Here is a 24275-nt window from a genome sequence, read left to right as displayed (position 1 = left end):
TTATTTTTAATCAATAACCATTAACTTTATTAATTTAAATCTTTAGAAACGTCTTCAAAAATTTTATTAAAGTTCTCACTGATATCATCCTGCAATTGTTGAAGGTCACTATCAGACATTGTGCTTAAGTCTTTAGCACCGTCAGATTTCACTTTCACATCTTGCTTTAATTTTGTCACAGCATCAAGCATCAATTTAACCGGTTCATTTTGAACATTTACAGTAAATTCTGCTTTTTGCTTTTGTTCATTGTTCCCGATATCTGTTACTAAATCATTTGTATAATTTAATTTTAAATCTTGTCCAACTAATTGAGATAAATCGATTGTTCCTTTGTCAGTACGTTTATCACCATCTGTTTTAGAATCATTTACAAATGATATTTCTCTTGCACCATCTTGATTAATGACAATTTTGTAATCATCTTTATAATTTTCATCTTTTTTAGTTGAATCCCCTGTTAACACGAATGCATCTGGAGCATCTTTAGCAGAACCTTTGACCTCTAGTTTTAAATTGTCATCAACTTTTGTTAAAGCATCTAATTTAACTTCTTCTTCATTACTTGTCATCACCAAATTGCGTTTCATAATTTGTTTACCATCAACAAAGATTGTTGAGATTACTTTTGGAAACTCAGATTCTTTTTGATCTTTCACTTCTTTTAGTGCTTTATCTAACTCTTTATCGTAGTCTACACCTTGTGCTTGTTTTGTAAATAAATCTTTTAATTCTTTATCATCTTTTGCTTGTTCTAACATTGCAACGATGATTTTCTTTGTATCTTTTGGTTGTAACGTCATCGTTAATTTCTCTAAATTCTTCTCTTCATCAAAGATTTTCACTTTTTCTTTATCTTTTTTAAATTGATCGTCTTTGACATTATCAGCGAATGTTTTACTGTAACGCTCAATAATTTTATTCATATCTTCCTGAGAAAGTTGTGCGCCGCCTAAAAGGTTATTCAAGTTTAATGAATCATTTGTCATACCTTCAACTGAAGTTGGATCTCCAGTTAATTTTTCAAAAGTATCTTTAATTTTATCATTCGGAATGCTTAAGACATCATTTAACACTGGGGCAGAAAGGTATTGATTTTTGTTATCTGCCTGCCACGCAAACTCACCAAGTTTATTATCAGCAATCGTAGGTGTGATGCTTAAATTTGATAATTTATCTTTACTATTATGTGCTACATCAAATACGATATTTGATGAATCAATTACTGATTTTGAAATACCCATTTGTGATACAAATGCTTCCGGAATATCTGCACCTAACTTCATATTTACTGCATAATTATCATCCTGCATTTTCTCTTGGAATTTTGTTTCATTTTCAAAACGCTCATTGAAATAATCTTGCAACGACTCCATTGATTCTTTTTCACTTAAAAGATACGCATTTTTCGGTGTGTTCGTTAAAAAGTAATACGCCGCTGCTCCCCCGCCACCGACTAATAATACAAGTGCTGCTATGATTCCTAAGATCAACCCTTTTGACTTTTTCATACCATATCCTCCACTTTTGTATTTAATATCTCGCTCAATTTCATCATATCAAAATAGAAATCATTACGGAATACTTTTCACAAAATTAACCATAAATAATATTATTTACGAAAATTAGTTTACTTAGTAATGAAATTATGTAAAAACCACTTTGAATAAACATATTACAGTTAAAGATTAAATTTCATACTACATTCTTTCGTTACCTGCATTACTTAATCGAATTACTTTGAAATGTAATAGATAAGCACCAAGAGCCATCACAAATAAAGATAAAATAGCAATACGACTTGCTAACGGTCCATAATCTTTTAATAGTAGAGTAATCGTTCCATAAACAAAAGGTCCAAAAACTGCAGATAATTTACCACTCATTGAGAATAAACCAAAGAATTGTCCTTCGTGAGCTTCCGGTGAGAGTTCTATGATAAGCGTTCTAGAGATAACCCAGATAGAACCCATTGCAATTCCGAAAAGAATCGCACAAATATAAAATGCCGACTTAGGTAAAGGAATACTTGCAATAATAAGCGCAATCATTAATACTAGCGCGACATAATGCAACGCTTTTAAAGAACCTATTCTTTTAGCAATGTATCCAAATACAAAGGCACCTATTACACTGAAAATCGTTGCTATCATAAATATTTTAATAAATTCACTTGAAGTAAACCCTACTACAGTAGTGGCATACGGTTGCATCATACTTATGGCAGTCGCCAAAGCATCATTTAAGAAGAAATAAACAATTAAGAATACATATATTGCCGGTTCGTTCTTAGCAAGCTTATAAGTTTCTAAGACTTCTTTATAGCCTGATGTTAAGCTTGATTGAGATACATGTTGTTTCATCGTCTTTTTATTGCCATCTTTACCAAAGATAAAAATAGGTATGCTAAATACTAAAAATAAAATAGCGGTTGGAATAAACGTCTTTCCAGCATCTTCAGTACCTACAAAAGCCATTATCGTAAGCACACCAAATAATGTTCCCATATAGCCTAACGCTACTCCAAACCCAGATAATACTGAGTGATCTTCTTTTGGTGCTAAACTACTCATCATTGCATCGTAAAATACAAGACTCGAATTATACATAAATTTCGCAATCGTAAATAAGATAATAATCAGCAAAAATGAAACTGGAATGCCTAACATCTGTTGTTTAATATCCGCTTCATAAATATAGCCCATCAGAAAAGTACAAATAAACACTACTACAGTGAAGATGATAACCCATTGTTTCTTCTTTTGCGTTCTATCAATATATACTCCGTAAATCGGACTTAATACAATGAGAAGCAATGCTGCTACACTTGCTGAATAAGCAATCCAGGTTGATGATACCTGCTCAGTTACAGGATCAACGCCAAACTGTTCTGTTACAAATTGCGGAAAAAACAATGTCACGATATTTGCACTAAAAATTGTATTACTGAAATCATAGAGTGCCCAGCTAAAAATAGGTAACGACAATAATAGTTTAAGATCTTTCTTCATTAGTTGCTCCTTATGATATGTAATACTCATAGTTTAGCGATTGTTTTATGCAAATACCATAAATTTTCTGTTTCATTATTGTAAAGAAAAAGAAGTGAAGCAATATATTAAACCCTTCATTTAACTTTAAAATCCTGTAAATCCATTAATGCATAATGAATTTGATGATACCTCTCTAGTGGCTTTAAATCAATAAGTGAATGGTTAGTACCTCGTTCAAAGTATTTCGCGCAATTTTCAAAAGCAAGTAAATATTGTCCCATCATTTCATTATCTATTACAAACTGAGCGTCATCTTTGATAACACGCTGTAAAGAAAAATTAATTTGTTCTAATAAGTGAATGGCTGGATAATAATGTAGCACCTGTTGTTTATTATTAGAAATTTCACCATATGCATTTGTATAAGTCATTCTGACATTCGCGACATTTAAATAAAGTTTAAACATATCTTGATAACGATCTCGTATTGCATAATGATTCTGTGAAAAAAGATAATGGAAAGTTGCTGCCTCTACGTGAATTAAATCTGCAATGAACTTCGGAAGCTTCTCACTTGCAGTTGTTCTACCAAGAGTTAGCACACCAAGAACTGCAATGATGACCCCTATAACAACATCTATTATCCTTAAATATGCAAAAGAATATGAAATATGCCCAGCTGCGATACCTGACATAAGCAACACTTGTGTTGTAATTGAAATCATTGCGAGTGCATAGTTTGATCCAACAAAAACTTCATTGATACCTCCAGCTATAGCAATAATAATCGCTACAATAAGTAAATCAGGATTTATACTGATAATTATAGCTGCCACTATGATCCCTAAGAGTGTGCCGATAAATCTGGCACCAGCGCGTTGCAGACTTGTGACAGTTGTATTACCGATTAGTATTGAATGTACAGTCAAAGCCACCCAGTACGGGCGATCGATATGAAATAATAATGCTATGAATATGGCTAAACCCATTATCACAGCATATTTTATTGTCATCATGAATACACTTGATTCTGGTGTGATATTTGATAATAATCTACGCATGAAATATGGGCGACTATTCTCACTTTTATAGTTAATCTGTTCGACCGGTGCAAAAAGAATTTCTTCTACTTTATACAAATTGTTTTCCAAATTTCTAAATTCTTCTGAAAGTTTAACTGCTTTATTCCAACTTGGTTTGGTCGTCTTATCGTCTGTTACCATATCAACGATATAATTCATCATTTCTATTAAAATACCTGGGATAGGACGAATATTCTTTAAATGTAAATCTAATATTTCTGAATAAATCCCCTCAGCCAAGTGATGTAATAATAAAGTACGTTCATATTCTCCACCATCTTTACTGAAAGCAGGACGCGCTGCATAAAGCGCATCGTTTGAAGCCATTAAGGAGCGCACTGCTGTCTTATGTGCTTCATTAAAAGCAACGTTATCATAGAATGCTTTTAATAACTTTTGCAGCATAAGATAATCACTAATTACAATTTCACGTTCATAATTTCTATCAAATAACTTACTATGTATTGAAATAACTACAATTGTAATTAGACCACCTATTACAACCAGCACCGCTCGATTTAAAAATAATTCTGGTGCATGTGGCATAATTGACGATAGTCCATATGCCACTAAAAAGAAAGTAGAACTAGGACCTTTAATTTCGAGCGCATTACATACGTAATACGGTATTACTGTAAATCCAAATAATAAAAAACCGAATAAAACCATATTACCAGCCGTAATCGTACCGAGAGCCATTGCAAAAGCTAATGTTAAAGTGGCAATCGTTACTGTTTTTAATTTAGATTGTAAAGTTCCGCCAAATACATAGATATTAGATAATGTTCCAAGTGATATCAACAATCCTAATGGTAAATTATCAATGAAATAACCATATATCATAGGTATTAACATCAATATAAATTGAATGACGCCTTTCGAAACATTAATCTTATCGATATCAACATATATTAATGATTTGTAATAATGATACACTTATGCTCACCTGACTTAGTTTTATTTTTATACGATAACATTTTAACATGGAATATTTTTTTATAATGTTTATAACAATCATTTGAGTTCATATAAAGGTATAAAGATATAGGTATAATATAAACAGATAATAAGATAAAAAAATAAAAGACAAATAAAAAAATAACCACTATAAAGTGATTATTTCTGTTCTTTATACCACTCACTATTTTTATACTTCAGATGATACTTGGCATTTCTCATCATCAGATAAGCTTTACGCTTTACAGAACGATCTTTTGCATAAAATAATGGATTATAATATTGATGTTTGTGAATAAGTTGTTTAATTTCTTTACGTAATGATTTTTGTTTTACGTATTTTAATATAATATCTTTAGGTACTACCGTAAATAAATGTGTTGTATCTAAATATTTCACTGGATGGGATTGATTTAAAATTAAATCTTCTACATAACATCTCGCAATTGAATACCCTGTTTCTTTGACGTAAGAACTTGAACGGCCGGCACGTAAATTAACCTCGAAAAACTTGTATTTACCATCTCGATGATCATATTTTAAATCAAAGTTAGCAAATCCGGTATAATGCATACCTTCCATCATCTTAATCACTTTATCCATCAAATCTTTATCATATCTTGAAATGAGTGCTGTATAATTACCGATAGCTGTCATTGCAGGTTCTTGTAACAATACTTGTGCTAATGTAATCACTTGCGCTTTTCCATTTGAATCACCGTAATAAACGATATCCCACAAGTCCTGATCGCTTCCTTCAATAAATTCCTGAATAATAATATCCTCACGATAGCCATTATTATGAAGTAATTCAATCGTCTCATTAATTCCATCGTAATCATCAAGGACATAAATTTTCTGTTTCCCTTTAAACTTTAAATTAAAGTAAGCTGTGCCATCATCAACTTTAATAATTGCTGGGAATCTAATAGGTTCATTAAATGTTTCGATGGTAGCTAAATTAAAGTGGTATGTCGTAGGAATATCAATACCGTATGAAGCAACCGTCTCATAGAAATGTTTCTTATAATATAATTGGTTAAATAAATCTTGTGTCGGAAAATTAAAGGTAAAATCTTCTCTCAATTTTGCTTCATGTTTAATTAGCATCTTAACATATTCATCTGTCGTTGCGACAAGCAATAGTTTACGATTTTTCTTACGATATTTCTTTGCAATGCGCTCAAATGTTTCGATGAAAACTTTGTCATCATAAATCATTTTATCGATATAGTAATCGCTAATAAGACTAGAGAATTTTGTGAACGATAAATAGTCAGCTGCCACGATAACTGACTTTTTCTTATAATCTTTATGAAAACTTGCTGCTGCAGCATACGCATGTATGTTTGCACCCAAAATTATTGGGATAAAGTTAAATTTAGCCATGTTCATTATCCTTTATATAGTAGTTTTGTTCCAGACTTTCCAAGTTGCTTAATTCATTATATTTTTGTATGGTAATGAATGCAAGTATACATTCACCAAGTATTGTTAAAATACAAATATTTTCTTTAACATATTATAACATTATATTTTTAAAGCACATGACATTATTATTTGTTATCGTTCTAATAACCCTTTTCCCTGATAAATTTTCTCAGCATACTTTTCTATACGATTCCTTTTCGTCTCACTGCGTTTCGCTTTATTAATTTCAATGACGTACGCACGTTGGCGACCAGGTGTTAATTTATAAAACGCTTCTCTTAAACGTTCGTTCTCTTTAAATGCTTCTTCTAATTCGATAGGAATTTCTAATGGTCCATGTTCTTTTTTAGGAGGTTTTATCCCTGTTTTCTCAACTCGAATTGCTTCTTTAATATAAAAACGTATCATATCTGCTTTTTCTTCAATCTCTTCTACTGACGAAAAGCGTAGTTGACGATCAACTTGAACATGTTCCGTTTGTTGAATTAAAAGATTGTATTTATCTTCAAGCATTACTCCTTTATGAAATAATATAGCAACATATGATTTAAAGCCATGTATCAGTAACACATTTTTATCTTTCATTGTATAACAAGGATGCATCCATTTATAATCTTCTTCAAGATCAAATTCTCTTATAATCGATCTTAACAATTGATAAGCAACGTGCCATTGTGAAGTTTTATTAAAAAGTTTTTCAAGTTTTTGTTCTGTTGATAATTCCGTCATACGTTCTCCTCCAATACTTCTTTATTATAAACAATATCTATTTATATAGGGGAATTAAATTTAATGAATTTTCATTATTTAATTGTTCTTTGTTTTAAAAAAGAAGCAGCATCGCTACTCCTTTTCATTAATATCAAAACCATATTTTTGATACACTTTTTTACTTTGATTATTCTGTAAATACTGATAAAGTTCCTCAGTTTCTTTCTTATGTTTAGTGTCTTTTATTTTAGCAATTGGATATGTTATCGGCTCATGTAAATCATCTTGAATTTTGAGTGTATGCTTTATTTTATTTGTTGATTTGAGGTCTGATGTGTATACGATACCTGCTTCAGTATTATTGGTTTCTACATAGGTCAATACTTGACGTACGTCCTTCGTTAATACTAATTTTGATTTGACTTTTTGATATAGTTTTTTGTTTTCTAAGGTTTGTTTACCATATTCGCCTGCAGGTACTAATTCCGGATTGCCAAGTGCAATTTTTTTTATCTTTTCTTGTTGTAAATCATCAAGAGATGTTAGTTTCTCTTCTGTTATAAGCACGAGATGATTTTTCAGTAAAGACTTTGTATCCTCTTTATCTACAGCTTTATTTTTTACTAAATCATCAACTTTATCCTGTGCAGCTGAAAAGAATATGTCAACCGGAGCACCGGACATTATCTGTTGCGCTAATGCACCAGACGCACCATAATTAAATTTAATATCAACATGCTTGTGTTCGGCTTCATAAGATTTTTCGATATCATTTAATGCATTTTTTAAACTTGCTGCCGCTGAGACAGTAAGTATTACTTTTTCCTGTGACCTTCCTTGTTCTTTCTCTTGATTTACACAGCCACTAAGTAATATACAGACAATAAATATTAAAAATGTTTTCTTCATTATTTGCCTCCTAGAATTATTATGTATATTTTACCATATAAAAAAGACATACTACGTCATAACGTAATATGTCTTTTAACTTAAATCCGTCATTTAATTAATTTCTGATTAAATAATCAAACGCACTTAATGCTGCTGTTGCACCAGAACCCATAGAAATAATGATTTGTTTATATGTCTGATCTGTACAGTCCCCTGCCGCAAAAATACCTGGTACATTTGTAGCACCATTTTTATCAACGATAATTTCACCGCGGTTATTTCTAGCAACTAAGTCTCCAACAAATTCAGTGCTCGGTACTAAACCGATTTGAACAAATACGCCTTCCAGATCAAGCGTATGTTCTTCATTTGTATTGCGATCAACGTACGTCAACGCTTTTAACGTAGCATCTCCAGTTAATTCTTTTGTTGCAGCTGATTTAATAATCTCAGCATTATTTAATGATGCTAAACGATCTTGTAGTACTTTATCTGCACGTAATTCTTCACCAAACTCTAGTAATGTAACATGTTTAACAATACCTGCTAAATCAATTGCTGCTTCAACACCTGAGTTACCGCCGCCTACAACTGCAACGCGCTTACCTTCAAATAATGGACCATCACAGTGCGGACAATATGCCACACCTTTTGTTTGATATTCAGCTTCTCCTGGCACGTTCATGTTACGCCATTTTGCACCTGTTCCGATAATTAATGTTTTAGATGTTAGTTTACCGCCATTCTCTAAAGTAACATGTACTAACTCATCAATTTTTTCTAACTTTTCAACACGAACAGCATTCATTACATCGATATCATAACTGTTAATATGTTCTTTTAAGTTTTGCGAGAATTCTGGTCCAGTCGTTTCTTTTACTGTAATAAAGTTTTCAATACCAGCAGTATCATTAACTTGACCACCGATACGTTCAGCCACAATACCTGTACGTAAACCTTTACGTGCTGCATAAATTGCTGCACTACCACTCGCGGGTCCGCCACCGATTACTAATACATCAAATGTTTCTTTTGCATCAAATTCAGAAGCATCTGCTCCACCACCAAGTTTACCGATAATCTCTTCAACAGTCGCTTTACCGCTACTAAATTCTTCACCATCTAAGAACATTGTAGGAACAGCCATAATATCTTTAGATTCTTCTCTAAATGCTGCACCATCAATCATTGTATGTGTAATATTTGGATTTAATACCGCCATCATATTTAAAGCTTGTACAACATCTGGACATTTCGTACAAGTTAAGCTAATGAATGTCTCAAAGTTAAAAGGTCCTTCTAACTTTTTAATTTGATCAATAACAGATTGATCTGCTTTAGGTGCACGACCACTTACTTGTAATAAAGCTAAGACTAGAGAAGTGAATTCGTGTCCAAGTGGTACACCGGCAAATGTAATACGTGCTTCTTCACCAGGACGTGCTAATGTGAAGCTGGGTGTACGTTTCAAAGGTGCTTCTTTTAAAGTGATACGTGAAGACATCTCTTTGATTTGAGTGAGTAAGTCCATCATATCTTTACTTGTTTTATCATCTCCAGCACTCGCTGTAATTACAACGTCGCCCTCCATTAACTCTAAATATTGAGCTAATTGTTGCTTTAATGTATCGTTTAACATTACATTTCCTCCTTTAAAGGATAAATTTCTATATTTTATTACAATAGATACCACAACGCAAAAATTTGCGTTGTGGCAGTCTTTTAATATTTATTTATTGTTGATTAAATTAGATTTTACCAACTAAGTCTAAACCAGGTGTTAAAGTTTCTCCGCTTTCTTTCCATTTTGCAGGACAAACTTCACCATCATGGCTAGCTACATATTGAGCAGCTTTAACTTTGTCTACTAATACTGAAGCATCACGACCAATTCCATCATTGTTGATTTCCATTGTTTGAACAACACCATCTGGATCGATTAAGAATGTCGCACGTTGTGCAAGGCCTGCTTCTTCATCTAACACATCAAAGTTGTTAGCAATAACGTGAGATGGATCACCAATCATTGTATATTGAATTTTGCTGATAGCTTCTGAATGATCATGCCATGCTTTATGTGTAAAGTGCGTATCACATGATACAGAATATACGTTAACTCCTAAACCTTGTAACGTTTCATATTGATCTTGTAAATCTTCTAATTCAGTTGGACAAACGAAAGTGAAATCTGCTGGGTAGAAGCATACGATATTCCAGCTACCTTTCATTGATTCATTTGATACTTCAACAAACGCATCTGATTTTGGATCATAAGCATTCGCAGTAAATGGTAAGATTTCTTTGTTAATTAATGACATGTGTAATTCCTCCTGAGAATTTAAATAAGTTATTTTAGACAGCCCCTAGATTAGAATAATTCTAATCTCTACAAAACTTATTATTACATGATGCTCGTTTTAAGTCAACCAACTCAAACTTTAAAATTGTGAAAAATATTTGACGTATTATTTAATATTTTTTTGAATAAAAATAGTTACTGTATTTAAATGGCATAAAGATTACTTTTTTCAATATCAATTACAGTAACTTATTCTCATTTACTTGAGCATTAAAGTAACAAACACAGCCAGTATAACTAGCGGAATAACATAGCGCAGCAAGAATGCCCAAAGTTTAAATAGCCCTCGATATTTTTCATCCATTAATTCCTGCTTTGCAATTACAGCATCTAGTTTGTAACCCGCAAATAACGCATAACATAATGCTCCAATCGGTAACATAATATTCGAAACTAAATAATCCATATTATCAAAGAATGTTCCCGCTAAAAACTTCACCTGGCTTAAAGTACCATTCGATAATGCAGAAGGTATACATAAAATAAACAATAGTAATGCGATTACATACACATATTTTTTTCGTTTCTTTTCTTCATTTTTAATTGCATTTGAAACATTAATTTCAATTAAAGAGATAGATGAAGTAATAGTTGCAAAAAAGAATAGCGATAAAAATATAAGATAAAAGATACTGCCGAACGGCAACTGATCGAATACATACGGTAAAACGATAAACAATAAACCCGGACCTTGCGTATTATCAATACCTAGTGAGGCAGTCGCTGGAAATATTGCAAGTCCTGCTAGTATCGTAACCAGTATATTTAAACCTACAACAGAAAAGGCAGATTGGACAATGTCCGTCTTCTTATCTAAATACGATGCATATGTTAACATGCCACCAAACCCTACTGAAAGCGAAAAGAATGATTGACCTAAAGCAAAAAGTACGCCTTCTGCATTCAGTGAATTAAAATCAGGTTTCAGAAAATATACAACACCATCCATTGCATTTGGAAGCGTTAAAGAACGAATGATAATCACAATAAATGCAATAAACAACATAGGCATCATGATTTTTGAAGCTTTTTCAATCCCATCTTGAATACCACGGGAAACAATTATCGCAGTAAGAAAAATAAATAATGCAGCGCCAAGTATTGCATATATCGGGTTACTAATCAATTGACCAAATAATCCCTCGTAATTCTTCGTGTGTTGATTTGTAACTATTACATAAACAGTCCTCATCATATAGAGTAAAATCCATCCACCAATTACACTATAAAAACTAAGTAAGAAGAAAACACCAACATTACCGATATGACCGATTAGGTTAAAATATTTATTACCAGTAATTTTTCCGAATACCTCTGTGCTATACGTCTTTCCATGTTTACCTATTACAAATTCTGCTAGTAATAACGGCATACCTATAAATAATGTGAATATCATGAACAATACTAAAAATGCTGCACCACCATTATCAGCCATGACATACGGGAATTTCCACATCGCACCAAGTCCTATCGCCGAACCTGCACTTGCTAATATAAATCCAATTTTCGATCCCCAAACAGTTCTTTTTTCCATGTGTAATCCCTCACTTCATATAATTTTTTAAACAAAAAAGAGGCCAATGCACATGCATTGACCTCAAAAAAGAGACCTTATGCATACGCAACCGGCCTCAAGTAACGCGAATGAAGCCGCCATAGACACTTATATCTATGACGGGCATAAATATAAGTTATGACAGCTGCCACCACATATTTAATTTTGCACTGTTCTGTACAAAAGTCTTCATTCTAAATTACCTCACTTGTTTAAGATTACTGATAATTCTATCAGTATATTGTTTATGCGTCAAACAAATCTATTTAACGTACATCTGTTATATGCGTTATCGGAAAATACATTGCCAATAAATAAGCACTTACAACCATTATCAAAAAGACAGCTATCAATAAAATATCCCGATAGCTAAATGGCACATGGTAATAGTAAGTTCTAGTACCATTATGGAATCCTTTTTTCTCCATTGCAACAGACAGACGATGTGCACGTCTAATATTTTGACTTAATAGCGGGATAATCAAATGCTTTATGCGATTCAATCCTCTGTATTGGCTCGAATCTATAACGTGATAACGCATTTTCAATGCATTGCGTAATTGGAAGAATGACTCAAACATCATCGGCACCATACGGATTGCTGCCATAAAGGCATAGGCATATTTAGGTTTCACCTTTAAATGTTGCATCAAACTATAGAATACTTTTACAATTTCACTTGTAAACGCAATACTTAAACCAAAGAAACTGACTGTAATTGTTCTAAGTGATAAATGTATTCCTCTATATAAACTTTCTTCTGTAATATGCACGATGCCCCATTGAAATAGCGTAGTACTGCCGTCACCATAGAAAATCATAAATAATGACGAAGTGAAACTAAATAATATCATTACACTTACAAAAGCCGTAATAAGTTTCAAACGCACACCACTCAATCCAATCATAAAGATAAACATAATAATCGCTAGATATAGCATCCAGTCAAAATGATGAATGAATATGACAAGTGCAAATAGTAAGACTCCTAATATCAACTTAGTAATCACATTTACATGATCCATAAATGTATGATAAATCTTAAACTGTTCGTACATTATCACCCCTCCTCATTTCAGAAAGTATGCCATCCTGAATGCGTAACACGGTAGAAGGGTATCGCTTTATGATTTCGTCATCATGCGTCACCATAATAATCGTCTGACCGGATTGCACACGTGCTTTAAATAACTCAATTAGTTCGAACGTATTATGACTATCGAGACCAAATGTCGGTTCATCTAGTAACACAATATCAGCTTTTGTACTTAATGCCGTCGCAACACTCAATCTTCTCTTTTGTCCCATAGAAAGTTCAAAAGGATGACGATCTTTTAGATGGTACAGATTTAATTGCTTTAATAAATTTGATGTACGTTCCCCAGCTCGGCTTTTATCTAAAAATTGAAAGTTAAAGAAGATTTCATCGTATACACTACCTTGAATAAATTGCAGTTCAGGATTTTGATAGACGAGGTACATATTACGTGCTGCATCTTTTACTTTCTTCAAAGTTTTATCATCGTATTGCATCAAACCTTTATACGGGATAAGCTGCATCAAAGATTCTAATAACGTTGTTTTTCCTGTTCCGTTCTTTCCAGTAATCGCAATCCATTCATGACTGCTAACGACAAGTTTATCAATATGATACAACGTCTTTTCTTTACGTTTTACTGCCACATCTTTTAACACGAGTTCAAATTCATTTGACATATGCTCATAATGCAATGGTTTTGGTGCACACTTATATGCATTAGGATGCCATACACCATACTGGTTCAATAAATCTTCATGTTGCTCAAGAATAATTTGTGGTGTGCCTTGTGTAACCAACTTACCATCAGCATCCATCAGAATAATACGATCAACATATCGCCAGATATGCTCAACTTTATGTTCTACGATAAGTACTGTCTTATCCTGCCATAAATCGATCATCAATTCCCATAAATGCTTTGTTGCATCGCTATCGAGCATCGCTGTAGGTTCATCTAAAAACCACGTATCAGCATTCTGCAGCAATGACCCTGCGATTGCGAGTTTCTGTTTCATACCACCACTAAGTTGATTGATTGGTTGCGAAGGTTCAACATCCAGTCCTACTTTAATCAAAACATCATTAATTAATTGATTCATTTGCGATTTATCAACATTTTGATTTTCCAGAATAAAAGCTAGTTCTTCATATACTTTCGGCATACAAAATTGACTGTCTGGATCCTGAAATATAACACTAGCATTCATGTCGCGTTCTAACACATCATATTTCATCGGTAAATCGATCAACTCAGGGACGATGCCACTTAGTACGTTCAACAATGTGCTCTTTCCAGAACCTGAAGGTCCGAGCAATAATACTTTTTCTTTCTCTGCTATCGTAATATCGATACCGTCAAATATCTTTTCTGTTTCACCGGGATATTTCAATCTTAAATTTCTAAAAGATAACATCATCTATAAACTATCGTAATCTGATTGAGTTGATGTTCTGAATAGCTTCGTTACACCAGTCTGATCCAATGTTTTAACAATTAAATATGACAACACCCCGGTTACTAATGCGCCACTAATCAAACGCATTATAATATAAAGCAGCACGTTCCATCCTGCTACTTCAGACATATATCCATAGAAATACTCAACTGGCAGACTTATAATTGCAGCTGCAACACCCGCTAATATACACACCATCATGCTACGTGATTGATATTTGAATAACATAAATACAAATTCACATGCCAAACCTTGTAAAAATGCAAAAACAAACGTCGGAATATCAAATTTCCCCATTACAATTGTCTCTCCTGCACCTGCTGCAAACTCAGCCAGTAATGCAATTCCTGCTTTTGGAACAATTAAATACGCCACAACTGCAGCCATAAACCAAACACCATATATTAACTGTTCAAAATGTAGCCCCAGTGGTTTCATTGCCTCATAAGGTAACCAGACAAAATTGTACGCTACTGCAAATAATACTGCTACTAATACTGTCACTAAAATTTCTGACAAATTCAAACCCTGACTATTTCTGTTCATTTTCATTCCTCCATAAAAAATACGCATCCTTCTATAGAGAAGACTGCGTACGGAAAAATAGCCACACTTATACTGTGACTATACACTTCCCTACGCTAGTATCATCTAGATCAGGTTCAAAGGGTCTAAGGCTACAGCCTTATCTCAGTTTTTTATAAAACACCCCTAGTGCGCTTATTTGATTTGTTATGTTTACAGTACTCGCGAAACTAAATTTTGTCAACTCGAAATTTTATTTCAACGTCTAATCATGAATAAATTGCAAAGTGCTATTTTATTCATTTCAGTTCATAATATGTATAAATATTCAAAAAGAATGTGAGTGATTTCTGTGCCAAAGATAACTATTTTACCAATATCAGAACAAGATTTACAACCACTAATCTCCATCAGTAAAAAAACATTTGATGAAACTTTTAGACCAGATAATAAAGATGAAATCATCGATCATTACCTGTCAACATCTTTCACCGAAGAAAAAATGAAAGCGCAATTGGACAATCCGAATTCAGAATTCTTTTTTGCTTACTCTGATAAATACGTTGCAGGTTATTTAAAAATAAATATAAGCGATGCACAGACCGAATCGATGGCTGAAGATACACTTGAAATAGAGCGCATCTATGTCGATAACCGTTACCAGAAACAAGGCATCGGTAAACAGCTATATGACAAAGCAATTGAACGTGCAAAGAATCATAATATAAAAAGAATTTGGTTAGGTGTATGGGAACATAATCATAATGCTCTTGCATTCTATGACAAGATGGGATTTAAACATACAGATTCTCACGTTTTCCGAATGGGGGATGAAGCTCAAACAGACTTTATCATGACGCTGGATTTATGATATTGTTCACTATTTCACAATTTTACTCTATACACCTTTCTGAGTAACGGATATAATAATATTGTATTTAATGCATTCATATATTTTGTATAACAGGAGGGGTCACAATGCCCATAGAAATTCCAGCTAAAACTATCGAAGATACTTATGCTTCGAAAGGCAACATTGAAAACGTATTAAACCAAGTAGCAATGAAAGAAGTGATGGCAGATAAGACACCTGGGCGCTATATGTTAAAAGCGATTATGTCAGGTTTTTTACTAGCTATTATGGCAGTGCTTCAACTTGCAGCTAAGACACAATTTGCTTCAACTGAAAATGCAGGGCTTATCAATTTAGTAGGGGCAATTGCATTCAGTATCGCACTCGTAATGATCGTTCTTACTAATTCTGAATTATTAACAAGTAACTTTATGTTCTTTACAGTGGGTTATTATTTCAAAACAATCACAATGGGTAAAATCATAAAAATATTCACGTTATGTTTCCTGGGAAATATTATTGGTGGATTTATCTTATTTGGAATGATGACAGGCACTAAAGTTATGACACCTGAAATGGTAGCAGCATTAACGAAAACAGTAGATGCAAAAACAATAGCATCAAGTTGGCATGCAATTCTAATTAAAGGGATATTCGCTAACTTCTTTATAAATATCGGTATTTATATTTCATTACAATGTAAGGAAGTATTAGCTAAAGTATTCTTTATCGGTGTCGGTGTTGTAATCTTTGTATTTATGGCTTATGAACACGTTGTTTACAATGCAGGATTATTTGCCGGTATGATATTCTACAACATCGATGCATTATCATGGATAGATGTACTCAAAAATATCTTCTACGCATATATCGGTAACTATATCGGTGGTGGTTTATTTATCGGATTAGTTTATGCATACTTAAACGGTAGAAGAGACGATGTCATCAGAAACTAAATAACTTTTTATTTGCGTGAAGTGTAAACTTCACGCATTTTTTATATTTTTTTGATCATGCAATAAGCTGGATATCTTTCGCCTTCTATTTGATTACCTTGTTCAAATCCAAGTTTTAAATACATGTCGTGTGCAACCGAATTAGGGACATCCACAAGTAACGTTATATATTTTATATGCGGAAAATGACTCATAATGAATTCCGGTAAAGCAATTAATGCTTGTTTTGCATAACCTTTTCTTAAATGTCTATGATCCGTCGAGAAAGATCTTATATATATACTGTTATCCACTTTAAATTGACTTTCAAACTCACTATGTTCATGTAACACAAAAAATACAACTGCTTTACCTTCATCATTTAACCCAAAAATCGGTGTACGATTACTATCTTTCTTCGCAACACTGACATTTACTTCTGGGCTTTTAACAAACCTTAATTGTTCATCAGTCAATTCAAATTGCTCTAATAAATCTTTATTGTGGTGAGTATATTGAATGAGTTTCATGAAAACGTCCCCTCTATAATCATGCTATTTCTTAAAGATTATTATTAAACGATAACAAACACAAGTAATTGCTGTTTATCGATATATTTTCCAGGGAAAAAAATGAAAAAAGATATGGAGGGTTTCTATGGACATTAACCAATATAAAGTAACACCCAATACTAAATTTGATTTCAATAATTATAAATCATCAGAAAACGAAAAACAAAATAACGATAAAATAAAAGTCGATATCATGCCTGATTTAACAGAAAAACTTGAAAAGCTCCATCTAAAATTACATGCTGCTGAAAAAAATGGTATTATCGTTGTGCTGCAGGCGCTAGATGCTGCCGGAAAAGATGAAGTGATTAGTTATATCTTCTCTAACCTGAGCGCACAAGGTTTAAAGACAACTTCATTTGGTAAACCAAATGAAACTGAACTTAAACATGACTATTTATGGCGTTATCATGAAGGTTTGCCTGAGCGTGGACAAATTGGAATCTTTAATCGTTCATACTATGAAGATGTGCTTGCCCCAAGAATTCATGATTCTGTTGAAGAACACGAAACACCTAATAATGAAGTGGATGACACTATCTGGAAAACACGATTCCGTCAAATCAATGATTATGAACGTTATTTAACTGAAAATGGATTTGAAGTCATCAAATTTTTCTTTAACATGTCTAAAAATGAGCAACGTGATCGCTTACTTGAGCGAATGACTAATAAAGATAAGAACTGGGAGTTTTCATTCAATGACGTAAAAGAGCGTGAGTATTGGGATGACTACCAAAAAATATTCTCTGAAATGTTAGAAGCAACATCTACTGAACATAGCCCGTGGTTCATTTTACCTGCAGATGATGAATGGCATACAAGACGTATTGTTACAGAAGTTATGATAGATACGATAGAGCGATTAAAGCCTAAGTTTCCTGAAATTTCACCGGATAACCAAGAAAAGCTAGAAGAATATATCTATAAATTAAAGAATGATTAATATTGAGAGCGACAAGTTAAATCAAAAAAAGTTCATAAAATGTTAAACAAAGTATTATTCTTTGTATAAATACATTCCTTTCGTTAGAATTACTAAATTATTTGCGTTACGATGAGAGTAATACTATACGTAAAGGAATGTTCGTTATGAAAAATGAAAAATGGCATCAACGCTCTATCGATGACACACTTCATGCGTTTAACACCTCAATAAATAGCGGTTTGTCCCATGAACAAGTGGAAGCAAACCAGTCAACTTATGGTCTAAATGCACTTCCAGCAAAGCGAGAGAAGCCTAAAATCATTAAGTTTTTCGGCCACTTTAACGATATTTTAATATATGTATTACTAATTGCTGCAGCGATTACAGGATTTTTAGGACACTTTCTTGATATGTCGGTTATCATTCTTGTTGCAGTTATTAATGCAATCATTGGTTATGTACAGGAATCGCGTGCTGAAAAAGCATTAGAAAGTATTCGTAAAATGATGACGAGTGAGGCCGTAGTAATTCGTGATGATCGCAGTCAAACTATTCCAGGCGAACAATTGACAATCGGAGATATCGTTATTTTATCATCCGGTGAGAAGATACCTGCAGACTTACGATTAATAGAAGCGAATAATTTAAAGATTGAAGAGTCTGCTTTAACTGGTGAATCTGTCCCAGTCCAAAAAAATACACGTCAAATCTCAGAAGATGCTGTACTCGGTGATAGAAAAAATATGGCTTATTCAAGCTCATCTATTACTTCAGGTTCTGGAATCGGTGTAGTTGTTGCAATCGGCAAAGACACTGAACTTGGTAAGATTAATCAGGCAATGACTGACACAGAACAGATGACAACCCCATTGATGCAACAAACCGGTCAGTTCGGTAAATCAGTGAGTATTGGTATTGTTGTAATTTCTATCGCAATTTATTTATTTGGTTTGTTTTATCACAATTATCCAGCAGGCGAACTACTCTTATCTGTTATCGCGCTTGCAGTTGGTGCCATACCTGAAGGATTACCTGCTGTTATTTCAATTATTTTAGCACTTGGTGTTCAGTCGATGGCAAAGAATAATGCCATCGTAAAGAACTTACCTTCAGTGGAAACTTTAGGTTCAGTTTCCGTGATTTGCACCGATAAAACTGGTACGCTTACAAAAAACGAAATGACTGTAACTTCAATTGATTTAATGCATAATCGTTATGAAGTTACGGGCACAGGTTATGAACCAATCGGAGAAATTATACCCAAGCATACTGAAACACCAGAAGCAGAACAAGAATTATACCAGTTCCTAACATGCGTTAAAACAGTCAATGAAGCACGTCTCTCACAAGATGAAAATGGTCATTTTCAAATTACCGGTGAGCCCACTGAAGGCTGCTTAATGACACTCGTACATAAAACTAATTTAGAAATTCCAAACTTACAGGCAATCGATAAAATCCCATTTGATTCACTTTATAAATATATGGCATATCTCGTCGAAGATCAGGGCAAGAAACGTATTTATATCAAAGGAGCACCTGACAGAATATTTGATCGTGTATTTACCAATTCTGATGATAGGCAGGTCTGGGAAAATAAACTAAGTGTAATCGCTAAAGAAGGTAAACGATTAATTGCAGCAGGATATAAAGATGTGCCTAGTGACACAACCACACTCTCACATGACGATTTACAAAGTGGCATCACCTTGCTTGGGTTAGTAGGGATTATAGATCCTCCACGTGAATCTTCAATAAAAGCAGTAAAAGAATGTCAAAAAGCCGGAATTGCAGTAAAAATGATTACAGGTGACCATAAAGAAACTGCAATGGCAATTGGGAAACAACTCGGAATCGGTGATGGTACTAAGGCCATTGAAGGTCGCGAACTCGATAATATGAATGAAGAAACATTATACGAAGCCGCGATTGAATACGATGTGTTTGCTAGAACAAGTCCGGAGAATAAATTACAACTCGTAAAAGCATTGCAAAAACATGACGAAATAACATCAATGACCGGTGATGGTGTTAACGATGCACCAGCATTAAAACGTGCTGATATCGGTGTTGCAATGGGCATTAAAGGAACTGAAGTATCTAAAGATGCCGCGCGTATGATACTGGTTGACGATAACTTTGAAACAATTGTAGATGCGGTACGTGAAGGACGTCGTGTCTATGATAACCTGAAGAAAACAATACTATTCATTTTACCGACAAACGGTTCTCAAGGACTACTCATTTTAGCAGCGATTCTATTCGGCATATCCATACCACTTACTCCTATCCAGGTACTTTGGGTGAACATGGTAACAGCGATTACCATATCTTTTGCACTTGCATTTGAACCTCTCGAACCAGGTGCAATGAATAGAAAGCCAAGACATAAATCTACACCGTTACTAAGTCATTATTTCTTATTTAGAATACTACTCGTATCAGTCATTGTAGCTGGTGGAATACTTCTTGCAAATATGTATTTAAGTCATCTTGATTTACATAAAACTGTACTGAATACAATCACATTGCAATCACTAGTATTTTCTTTAATCTTCCATCTATTTAATTGCCGACACTTAAATCAATTTGCAATTAATCAAGATTTCTTTAAGAATAAAGTCGCATTTATCGTCTCTGGTTTACTCATCACACTACAATTACTCATTACGTATGTGCCATTTTTTAATACGATATTAAAAACTGCCCCACTAACATTTTCACAATGGATGATTCCAATAGGTATCGGAACTGCCGTTTTTATCCTGATTGAAATCGAGAAATGGATCACAAGAAACATATTTAAATATGAGGCATAATTAGAATAAGCGATGTACAAGTTTAATGTGCATCGCTTATTTATCAATGTAATTCTATCGTTATTTTTGTACCTTTATCTTTTTCACTGTTAATATCGATAGTAAAGTCATGTACATCTAATATCACTTTAACGATTGCCATGCCTAGACCATTTGAAGTGACATTATCTTCGTTCACATTTGACTTATAGAAACGCTCAAAAATCATTTTTCTCGTCACATCAGTCATCCCATAACCATGATCTTCAATAATGAATTGTTTATTATTCTGTTCTTCTTTCAGTTCAATATGAATTTCACTGTCATTCGGACTATATTTAATCGCATTCGATAATAAATTAGTAATCATTTGATAGCATAAATCTCTATTTCCCAGGACATATACATCTTCTAACGTGGTACTCAAAAATATATCTTTCTGATTAATAGTGTACATATTATCTCGGATAACTTCTTGAATAAGCATTTTAAAATTAAAGTTTTGTTTCGTTAATGATATTTTATTCTGCTCAATTGAGGCTAAAAGTAATAACTGCTTCGTCAGACCACTTAAACGTAATGATTGATGTTCAATCTGATTAAGTAAACTCAAATCTTGTGTTTCTTTCAATTTTTTTATTTGTCCGATTAAATTTGTAATTGGAGATTGTATTTCATGACTTACATTTGCCACAAAGCGCTGATTGATTTCCTCATGTTGCTTTATCTTCTTACTCATCTCATTCATTTCTTCAGCAAGGACACCTAATTCATCTTTACGATTAACCGATGTTTGATAACCACTCTGCTCACCAATACGTTGTGCAGCTTTTTTTAGTTCGATTACTGGATGCACAATAAACTTAGAAGAAATAAAGACGAGCAATATTGATATGACAATCGTTAAAAGCAGTAATGCCGCTAAAAATGTTCGGAATTCATGCATACTTTCACCAACATCCGGTCTTATAAATACTGTATATTGCTGATGATTGATCTGCATTTTCGTGCCTACTGTATTTCTTGATTCATTATCAAAAAATCCAGTGATAAATAGATTGAATGGGCGATTTTTAATACCGTGATAAACGCCATCTCGTTCCATTTTAATCGTATCTAATTTGAGGTTATCTAATCTAAATTTTGTTCCATAATTTTCTTTTAAATCATGGTTATTGATTGCCAGTACTTGAAAATTCAAATCCCCAAGTTGCGCAAAAAACGCTTGTGGTTTTATTTCAGGGTGTTTTTCAATATATTTTTTTTGAGATAATAATACTTGCGTCACCCTTGCATCATTTTGTTCTTTCAATATGACGTGATAATACATATTAGAAATTACAAAAGCAATTACTGCACTAATGAGCATGACATGAAGCGTTGTAACAATAAACCTTGTAGATAAATGTTTAAACATGATGCACCTTATACCCTACACCACGTACTGTTACGATTTCCATTTGCGTATCATAATTTTCTAATCGCTTCCGTATACGTTTAATATGAACATCCACGGTACGTTCATCTCCCTCAAAATCAAGCCCCCAAATTGCTTCAATTAATTGCTCACGCGTAGCGATATTAGGTTGATGTTTAACTAAATAATACAGTAGTTCAAATTCTTTACGTGGCAAATAAAGTGTGTCCTGATGTATATGGAGTTCATATGAATCCTGGTCTAGTTCCACATTTCCTATTTTAAATGATGTGATATCTAAGTTATAACGTTTCAAGATTGCATTCGCTCTAAAAAGTAATTCGTCAAATTCAAAAGGCTTTGTAACATAGTCATCACTACCCGCTTCAAATGCGATGCGTTTATCACCCAACGCATCACGTGCTGTAAGCATAATAACCGGCAGTTGATGACTCTCTTTTATCGTTTCACATAATTCAAATCCGTTCATTCCGGGCATCATAATATCAACTACACACAAATCTATCTTCTCATTTTCCAGAACTTTAAGGGCAGCCTCTCCACTACCTGCGCTATATACTTCATAATGATGTTTTATAAATCCTTCCACTACTTGATTTCTTATACTTTGTTCATCATCTACAATTAAAATTTTATTTTTCATCCAATATACTCCTTTGTTCATATTCTGTTCATATTGATTGTTTATGATAACACTATCAACAAAACGAGAAAGGTGATCATTATGAATTTAGCACTTAAAGAAGTTAAGTATTACAAAATGAAATATGTATTGATTGCAGCAATCATATTTCTATTAGCATTTCTGGTATTATTTGTTTCAAGTTTAGCACAAGGTTTAGGAAAAGATAATATTTCATTTATAGAACATATGGATGGTAAGTATTTTGTCGTTTCAGAAGATGCAGATAACAATTTGCTCAACGCACCACTTGATAAAGAAGATGTAAAAGTTTTAAAAGATTTTAATATTCCTTTAGTTCAGATGCAACCGATTAAAATTCAAAACAACGATAAGTTTTTACTGACTACCATTTCTAAATTACATGCATTGCCAAAAGATGGCGATGTCGCTCTAGATGTTCATCTTAACAAGTCGTATGACTTAAAAGATAAACTAAATATTGTAGATAGCAATGAAAGTTTACGTATTTCAGACTTTGAAAAATTTCAAATGTATTCGCACATGCCTGTAGGTCTTGTTAATCAAGCAACTTATAACAAAGTTGTACCACATGAAGCTATCAACACAGCAATCATTAATCAACATGTATTAGACAATGTTTCAATTAAAGAGTTAAAACAAGACTTAAAACATTCTAAAATCATAACACCTGAAGATGCGATGAAAGCTATCCCAAGTTATGAAGCTGAGCAAATGCCTTTAAACTTAATGGTATTTTTCTTATTTTTAATCTCGGCTATCGTCATCACGGTATTCTTCTATATCATTACGATTCAGAAGACAACTGAATACGGCATTTTAAAAGCGATTGGAACAAGTCATAAAAAACTTATATTTAAACTGATTCAGGAAGTATTTATTATAGTAATTTTTAGTGTGTCATTAGCTATCTTTATTATTACCGCTATCAATAACTTTATGCCGCCAGGCATGCCATTTTATCTAAATAATAATCTTATTATGATTCTAGCTGGACTGTTCTTATTTGTATCGTTTATTGGTGTAATGTTATCTATCATCAAGGTGCTTAAGATTGATCCAATAGAAGCAATAGGAGGAGAATAAT

At 33.2% G+C, this 24275-nt stretch carries 20 protein-coding genes and 1 riboswitch; of the genes, 5 read left to right on the top strand and 15 right to left on the bottom strand.

Annotated features, from left to right (window positions below):
* Window positions 1-29: 29 nt before the first annotated feature.
* From JJJ02_RS12065 to JJJ02_RS12010, 12 genes are all read right to left on the bottom strand, one after another.
* The gene (locus JJJ02_RS12065; protein ID WP_240839015.1) at window positions 30-1511 is read right to left on the bottom strand and encodes a DUF6583 family protein; all 1482 of its coding nucleotides are present in this window, start codon (window positions 1509-1511) and stop codon (window positions 30-32) included.
* A gap of 189 nt (window positions 1512-1700) precedes the next feature.
* The gene (locus JJJ02_RS12060) at window positions 1701-3011 is read right to left on the bottom strand and encodes an MFS transporter (RefSeq protein ID WP_240839013.1); all 1311 of its coding nucleotides are present in this window, start codon (window positions 3009-3011) and stop codon (window positions 1701-1703) included.
* Between the two features lie 116 nt (window positions 3012-3127).
* A complete protein-coding gene (locus JJJ02_RS13475) occupies window positions 3128-5011 on the bottom strand; it encodes an FUSC family protein (RefSeq protein ID WP_240839004.1) in 1884 nt (627 codons plus the stop codon).
* Window positions 5012-5191: 180 nt separating this feature from the next.
* Complete coding sequence (locus JJJ02_RS12050) at window positions 5192-6421, bottom strand: carboxylate--amine ligase (RefSeq protein WP_240839002.1); 1230 nt, start codon at window positions 6419-6421, stop codon at window positions 5192-5194.
* Window positions 6422-6595: 174 nt separating this feature from the next.
* Entirely contained in the window at window positions 6596-7192 is a 597-nt protein-coding gene (locus tag JJJ02_RS12045) for a YdeI/OmpD-associated family protein (protein ID WP_240839000.1), read from the bottom strand.
* A 114-nt stretch (window positions 7193-7306) separates the two neighbouring features.
* The gene (gene modA, locus JJJ02_RS12040) at window positions 7307-8083 is read right to left on the bottom strand and encodes a molybdate ABC transporter substrate-binding protein (protein WP_240838998.1); all 777 of its coding nucleotides are present in this window, start codon (window positions 8081-8083) and stop codon (window positions 7307-7309) included.
* 97 nt (window positions 8084-8180) lie between these two features.
* Window positions 8181-9704, bottom strand: a complete 1524-nt coding sequence (gene ahpF, locus JJJ02_RS12035; RefSeq protein ID WP_240838996.1) for an alkyl hydroperoxide reductase subunit F — start codon at window positions 9702-9704, stop codon at window positions 8181-8183.
* Between the two features lie 109 nt (window positions 9705-9813).
* Window positions 9814-10383 (bottom strand): alkyl hydroperoxide reductase subunit C, encoded by a 570-nt coding sequence (gene ahpC / locus JJJ02_RS12030; RefSeq protein WP_239242122.1) that lies wholly within the window; start codon window positions 10381-10383, stop codon window positions 9814-9816.
* A gap of 240 nt (window positions 10384-10623) precedes the next feature.
* Window positions 10624-11958, bottom strand: a complete 1335-nt coding sequence (locus tag JJJ02_RS12025) for a sodium-dependent transporter (RefSeq protein ID WP_240838994.1) — start codon at window positions 11956-11958, stop codon at window positions 10624-10626.
* Between the two features lie 287 nt (window positions 11959-12245).
* The gene (locus tag JJJ02_RS12020) at window positions 12246-13037 is read right to left on the bottom strand and encodes an energy-coupling factor transporter transmembrane component T family protein (protein ID WP_239242124.1); all 792 of its coding nucleotides are present in this window, start codon (window positions 13035-13037) and stop codon (window positions 12246-12248) included.
* The gene (locus tag JJJ02_RS12015; protein ID WP_240838992.1) at window positions 13021-14433 is read right to left on the bottom strand and encodes an ABC transporter ATP-binding protein; all 1413 of its coding nucleotides are present in this window, start codon (window positions 14431-14433) and stop codon (window positions 13021-13023) included. The genes JJJ02_RS12020 and JJJ02_RS12015 overlap by 17 nt, the downstream gene beginning before the upstream one ends.
* Window positions 14434-14436: 3 nt before the next feature.
* Window positions 14437-15021: an ECF transporter S component gene (locus tag JJJ02_RS12010; protein ID WP_240838990.1), complete on the bottom strand. Its 585-nt coding sequence runs from the start codon at window positions 15019-15021 to the stop codon at window positions 14437-14439.
* A 70-nt stretch (window positions 15022-15091) separates the two neighbouring features.
* A riboswitch (TPP riboswitch) is annotated at window positions 15092-15198 on the bottom strand.
* Between the two features lie 154 nt (window positions 15199-15352).
* On the opposite strand from JJJ02_RS12010, the gene JJJ02_RS12005 reads away from it, so the two are divergent.
* Window positions 15353-15871 carry a GNAT family N-acetyltransferase gene (locus tag JJJ02_RS12005; RefSeq protein WP_396614745.1) on the top strand — a complete coding sequence of 173 codons (519 nt, stop codon included), beginning with the start codon at window positions 15353-15355 and terminating at the stop codon, window positions 15869-15871.
* 107 nt (window positions 15872-15978) lie between these two features.
* A complete protein-coding gene (locus JJJ02_RS12000; RefSeq protein WP_240838988.1) occupies window positions 15979-16809 on the top strand; it encodes a formate/nitrite transporter family protein in 831 nt (276 codons plus the stop codon).
* Between the two features lie 41 nt (window positions 16810-16850).
* On the opposite strand, the gene JJJ02_RS11995 is transcribed toward JJJ02_RS12000, so the two are convergent.
* Entirely contained in the window at window positions 16851-17318 is a 468-nt protein-coding gene (locus tag JJJ02_RS11995) for a GNAT family N-acetyltransferase (protein WP_240838986.1), read from the bottom strand.
* 127 nt (window positions 17319-17445) lie between these two features.
* Here JJJ02_RS11995 and JJJ02_RS11990 point away from each other — a divergent pair, with 127 nt between their 5' ends.
* Entirely contained in the window at window positions 17446-18306 is an 861-nt protein-coding gene (locus JJJ02_RS11990) for a PPK2 family polyphosphate kinase (protein WP_240838984.1), read from the top strand.
* A 146-nt stretch (window positions 18307-18452) separates the two neighbouring features.
* Window positions 18453-21107: an HAD-IC family P-type ATPase gene (locus tag JJJ02_RS11985; RefSeq protein ID WP_240838982.1), complete on the top strand. Its 2655-nt coding sequence runs from the start codon at window positions 18453-18455 to the stop codon at window positions 21105-21107.
* 43 nt (window positions 21108-21150) lie between these two features.
* On the opposite strand, the gene JJJ02_RS11980 is transcribed toward JJJ02_RS11985, so the two are convergent.
* A complete protein-coding gene (locus JJJ02_RS11980; RefSeq protein ID WP_240838980.1) occupies window positions 21151-22503 on the bottom strand; it encodes an ATP-binding protein in 1353 nt (450 codons plus the stop codon).
* Window positions 22496-23167 carry a response regulator transcription factor gene (locus JJJ02_RS11975; RefSeq protein ID WP_239242134.1) on the bottom strand — a complete coding sequence of 224 codons (672 nt, stop codon included), beginning with the start codon at window positions 23165-23167 and terminating at the stop codon, window positions 22496-22498. The genes JJJ02_RS11980 and JJJ02_RS11975 overlap by 8 nt, the downstream gene beginning before the upstream one ends.
* Window positions 23168-23248: 81 nt before the next feature.
* On the opposite strand from JJJ02_RS11975, the gene JJJ02_RS11970 reads away from it, so the two are divergent.
* Complete coding sequence (locus tag JJJ02_RS11970; protein ID WP_239242135.1) at window positions 23249-24274, top strand: ABC transporter permease; 1026 nt, start codon at window positions 23249-23251, stop codon at window positions 24272-24274.
* Window position 24275: the final 1 nt, after the last annotated feature.

It is taken from the genome of Macrococcus sp. PK (assembly GCF_022501545.1).
Classification (GTDB): Bacteria; Bacillota; Bacilli; order Staphylococcales; family Staphylococcaceae; genus Macrococcoides; species Macrococcoides epidermidis.
Note: the sequence above shows the minus strand (reverse complement) of the source record. Positions and strands in the feature narration are given on the sequence as shown.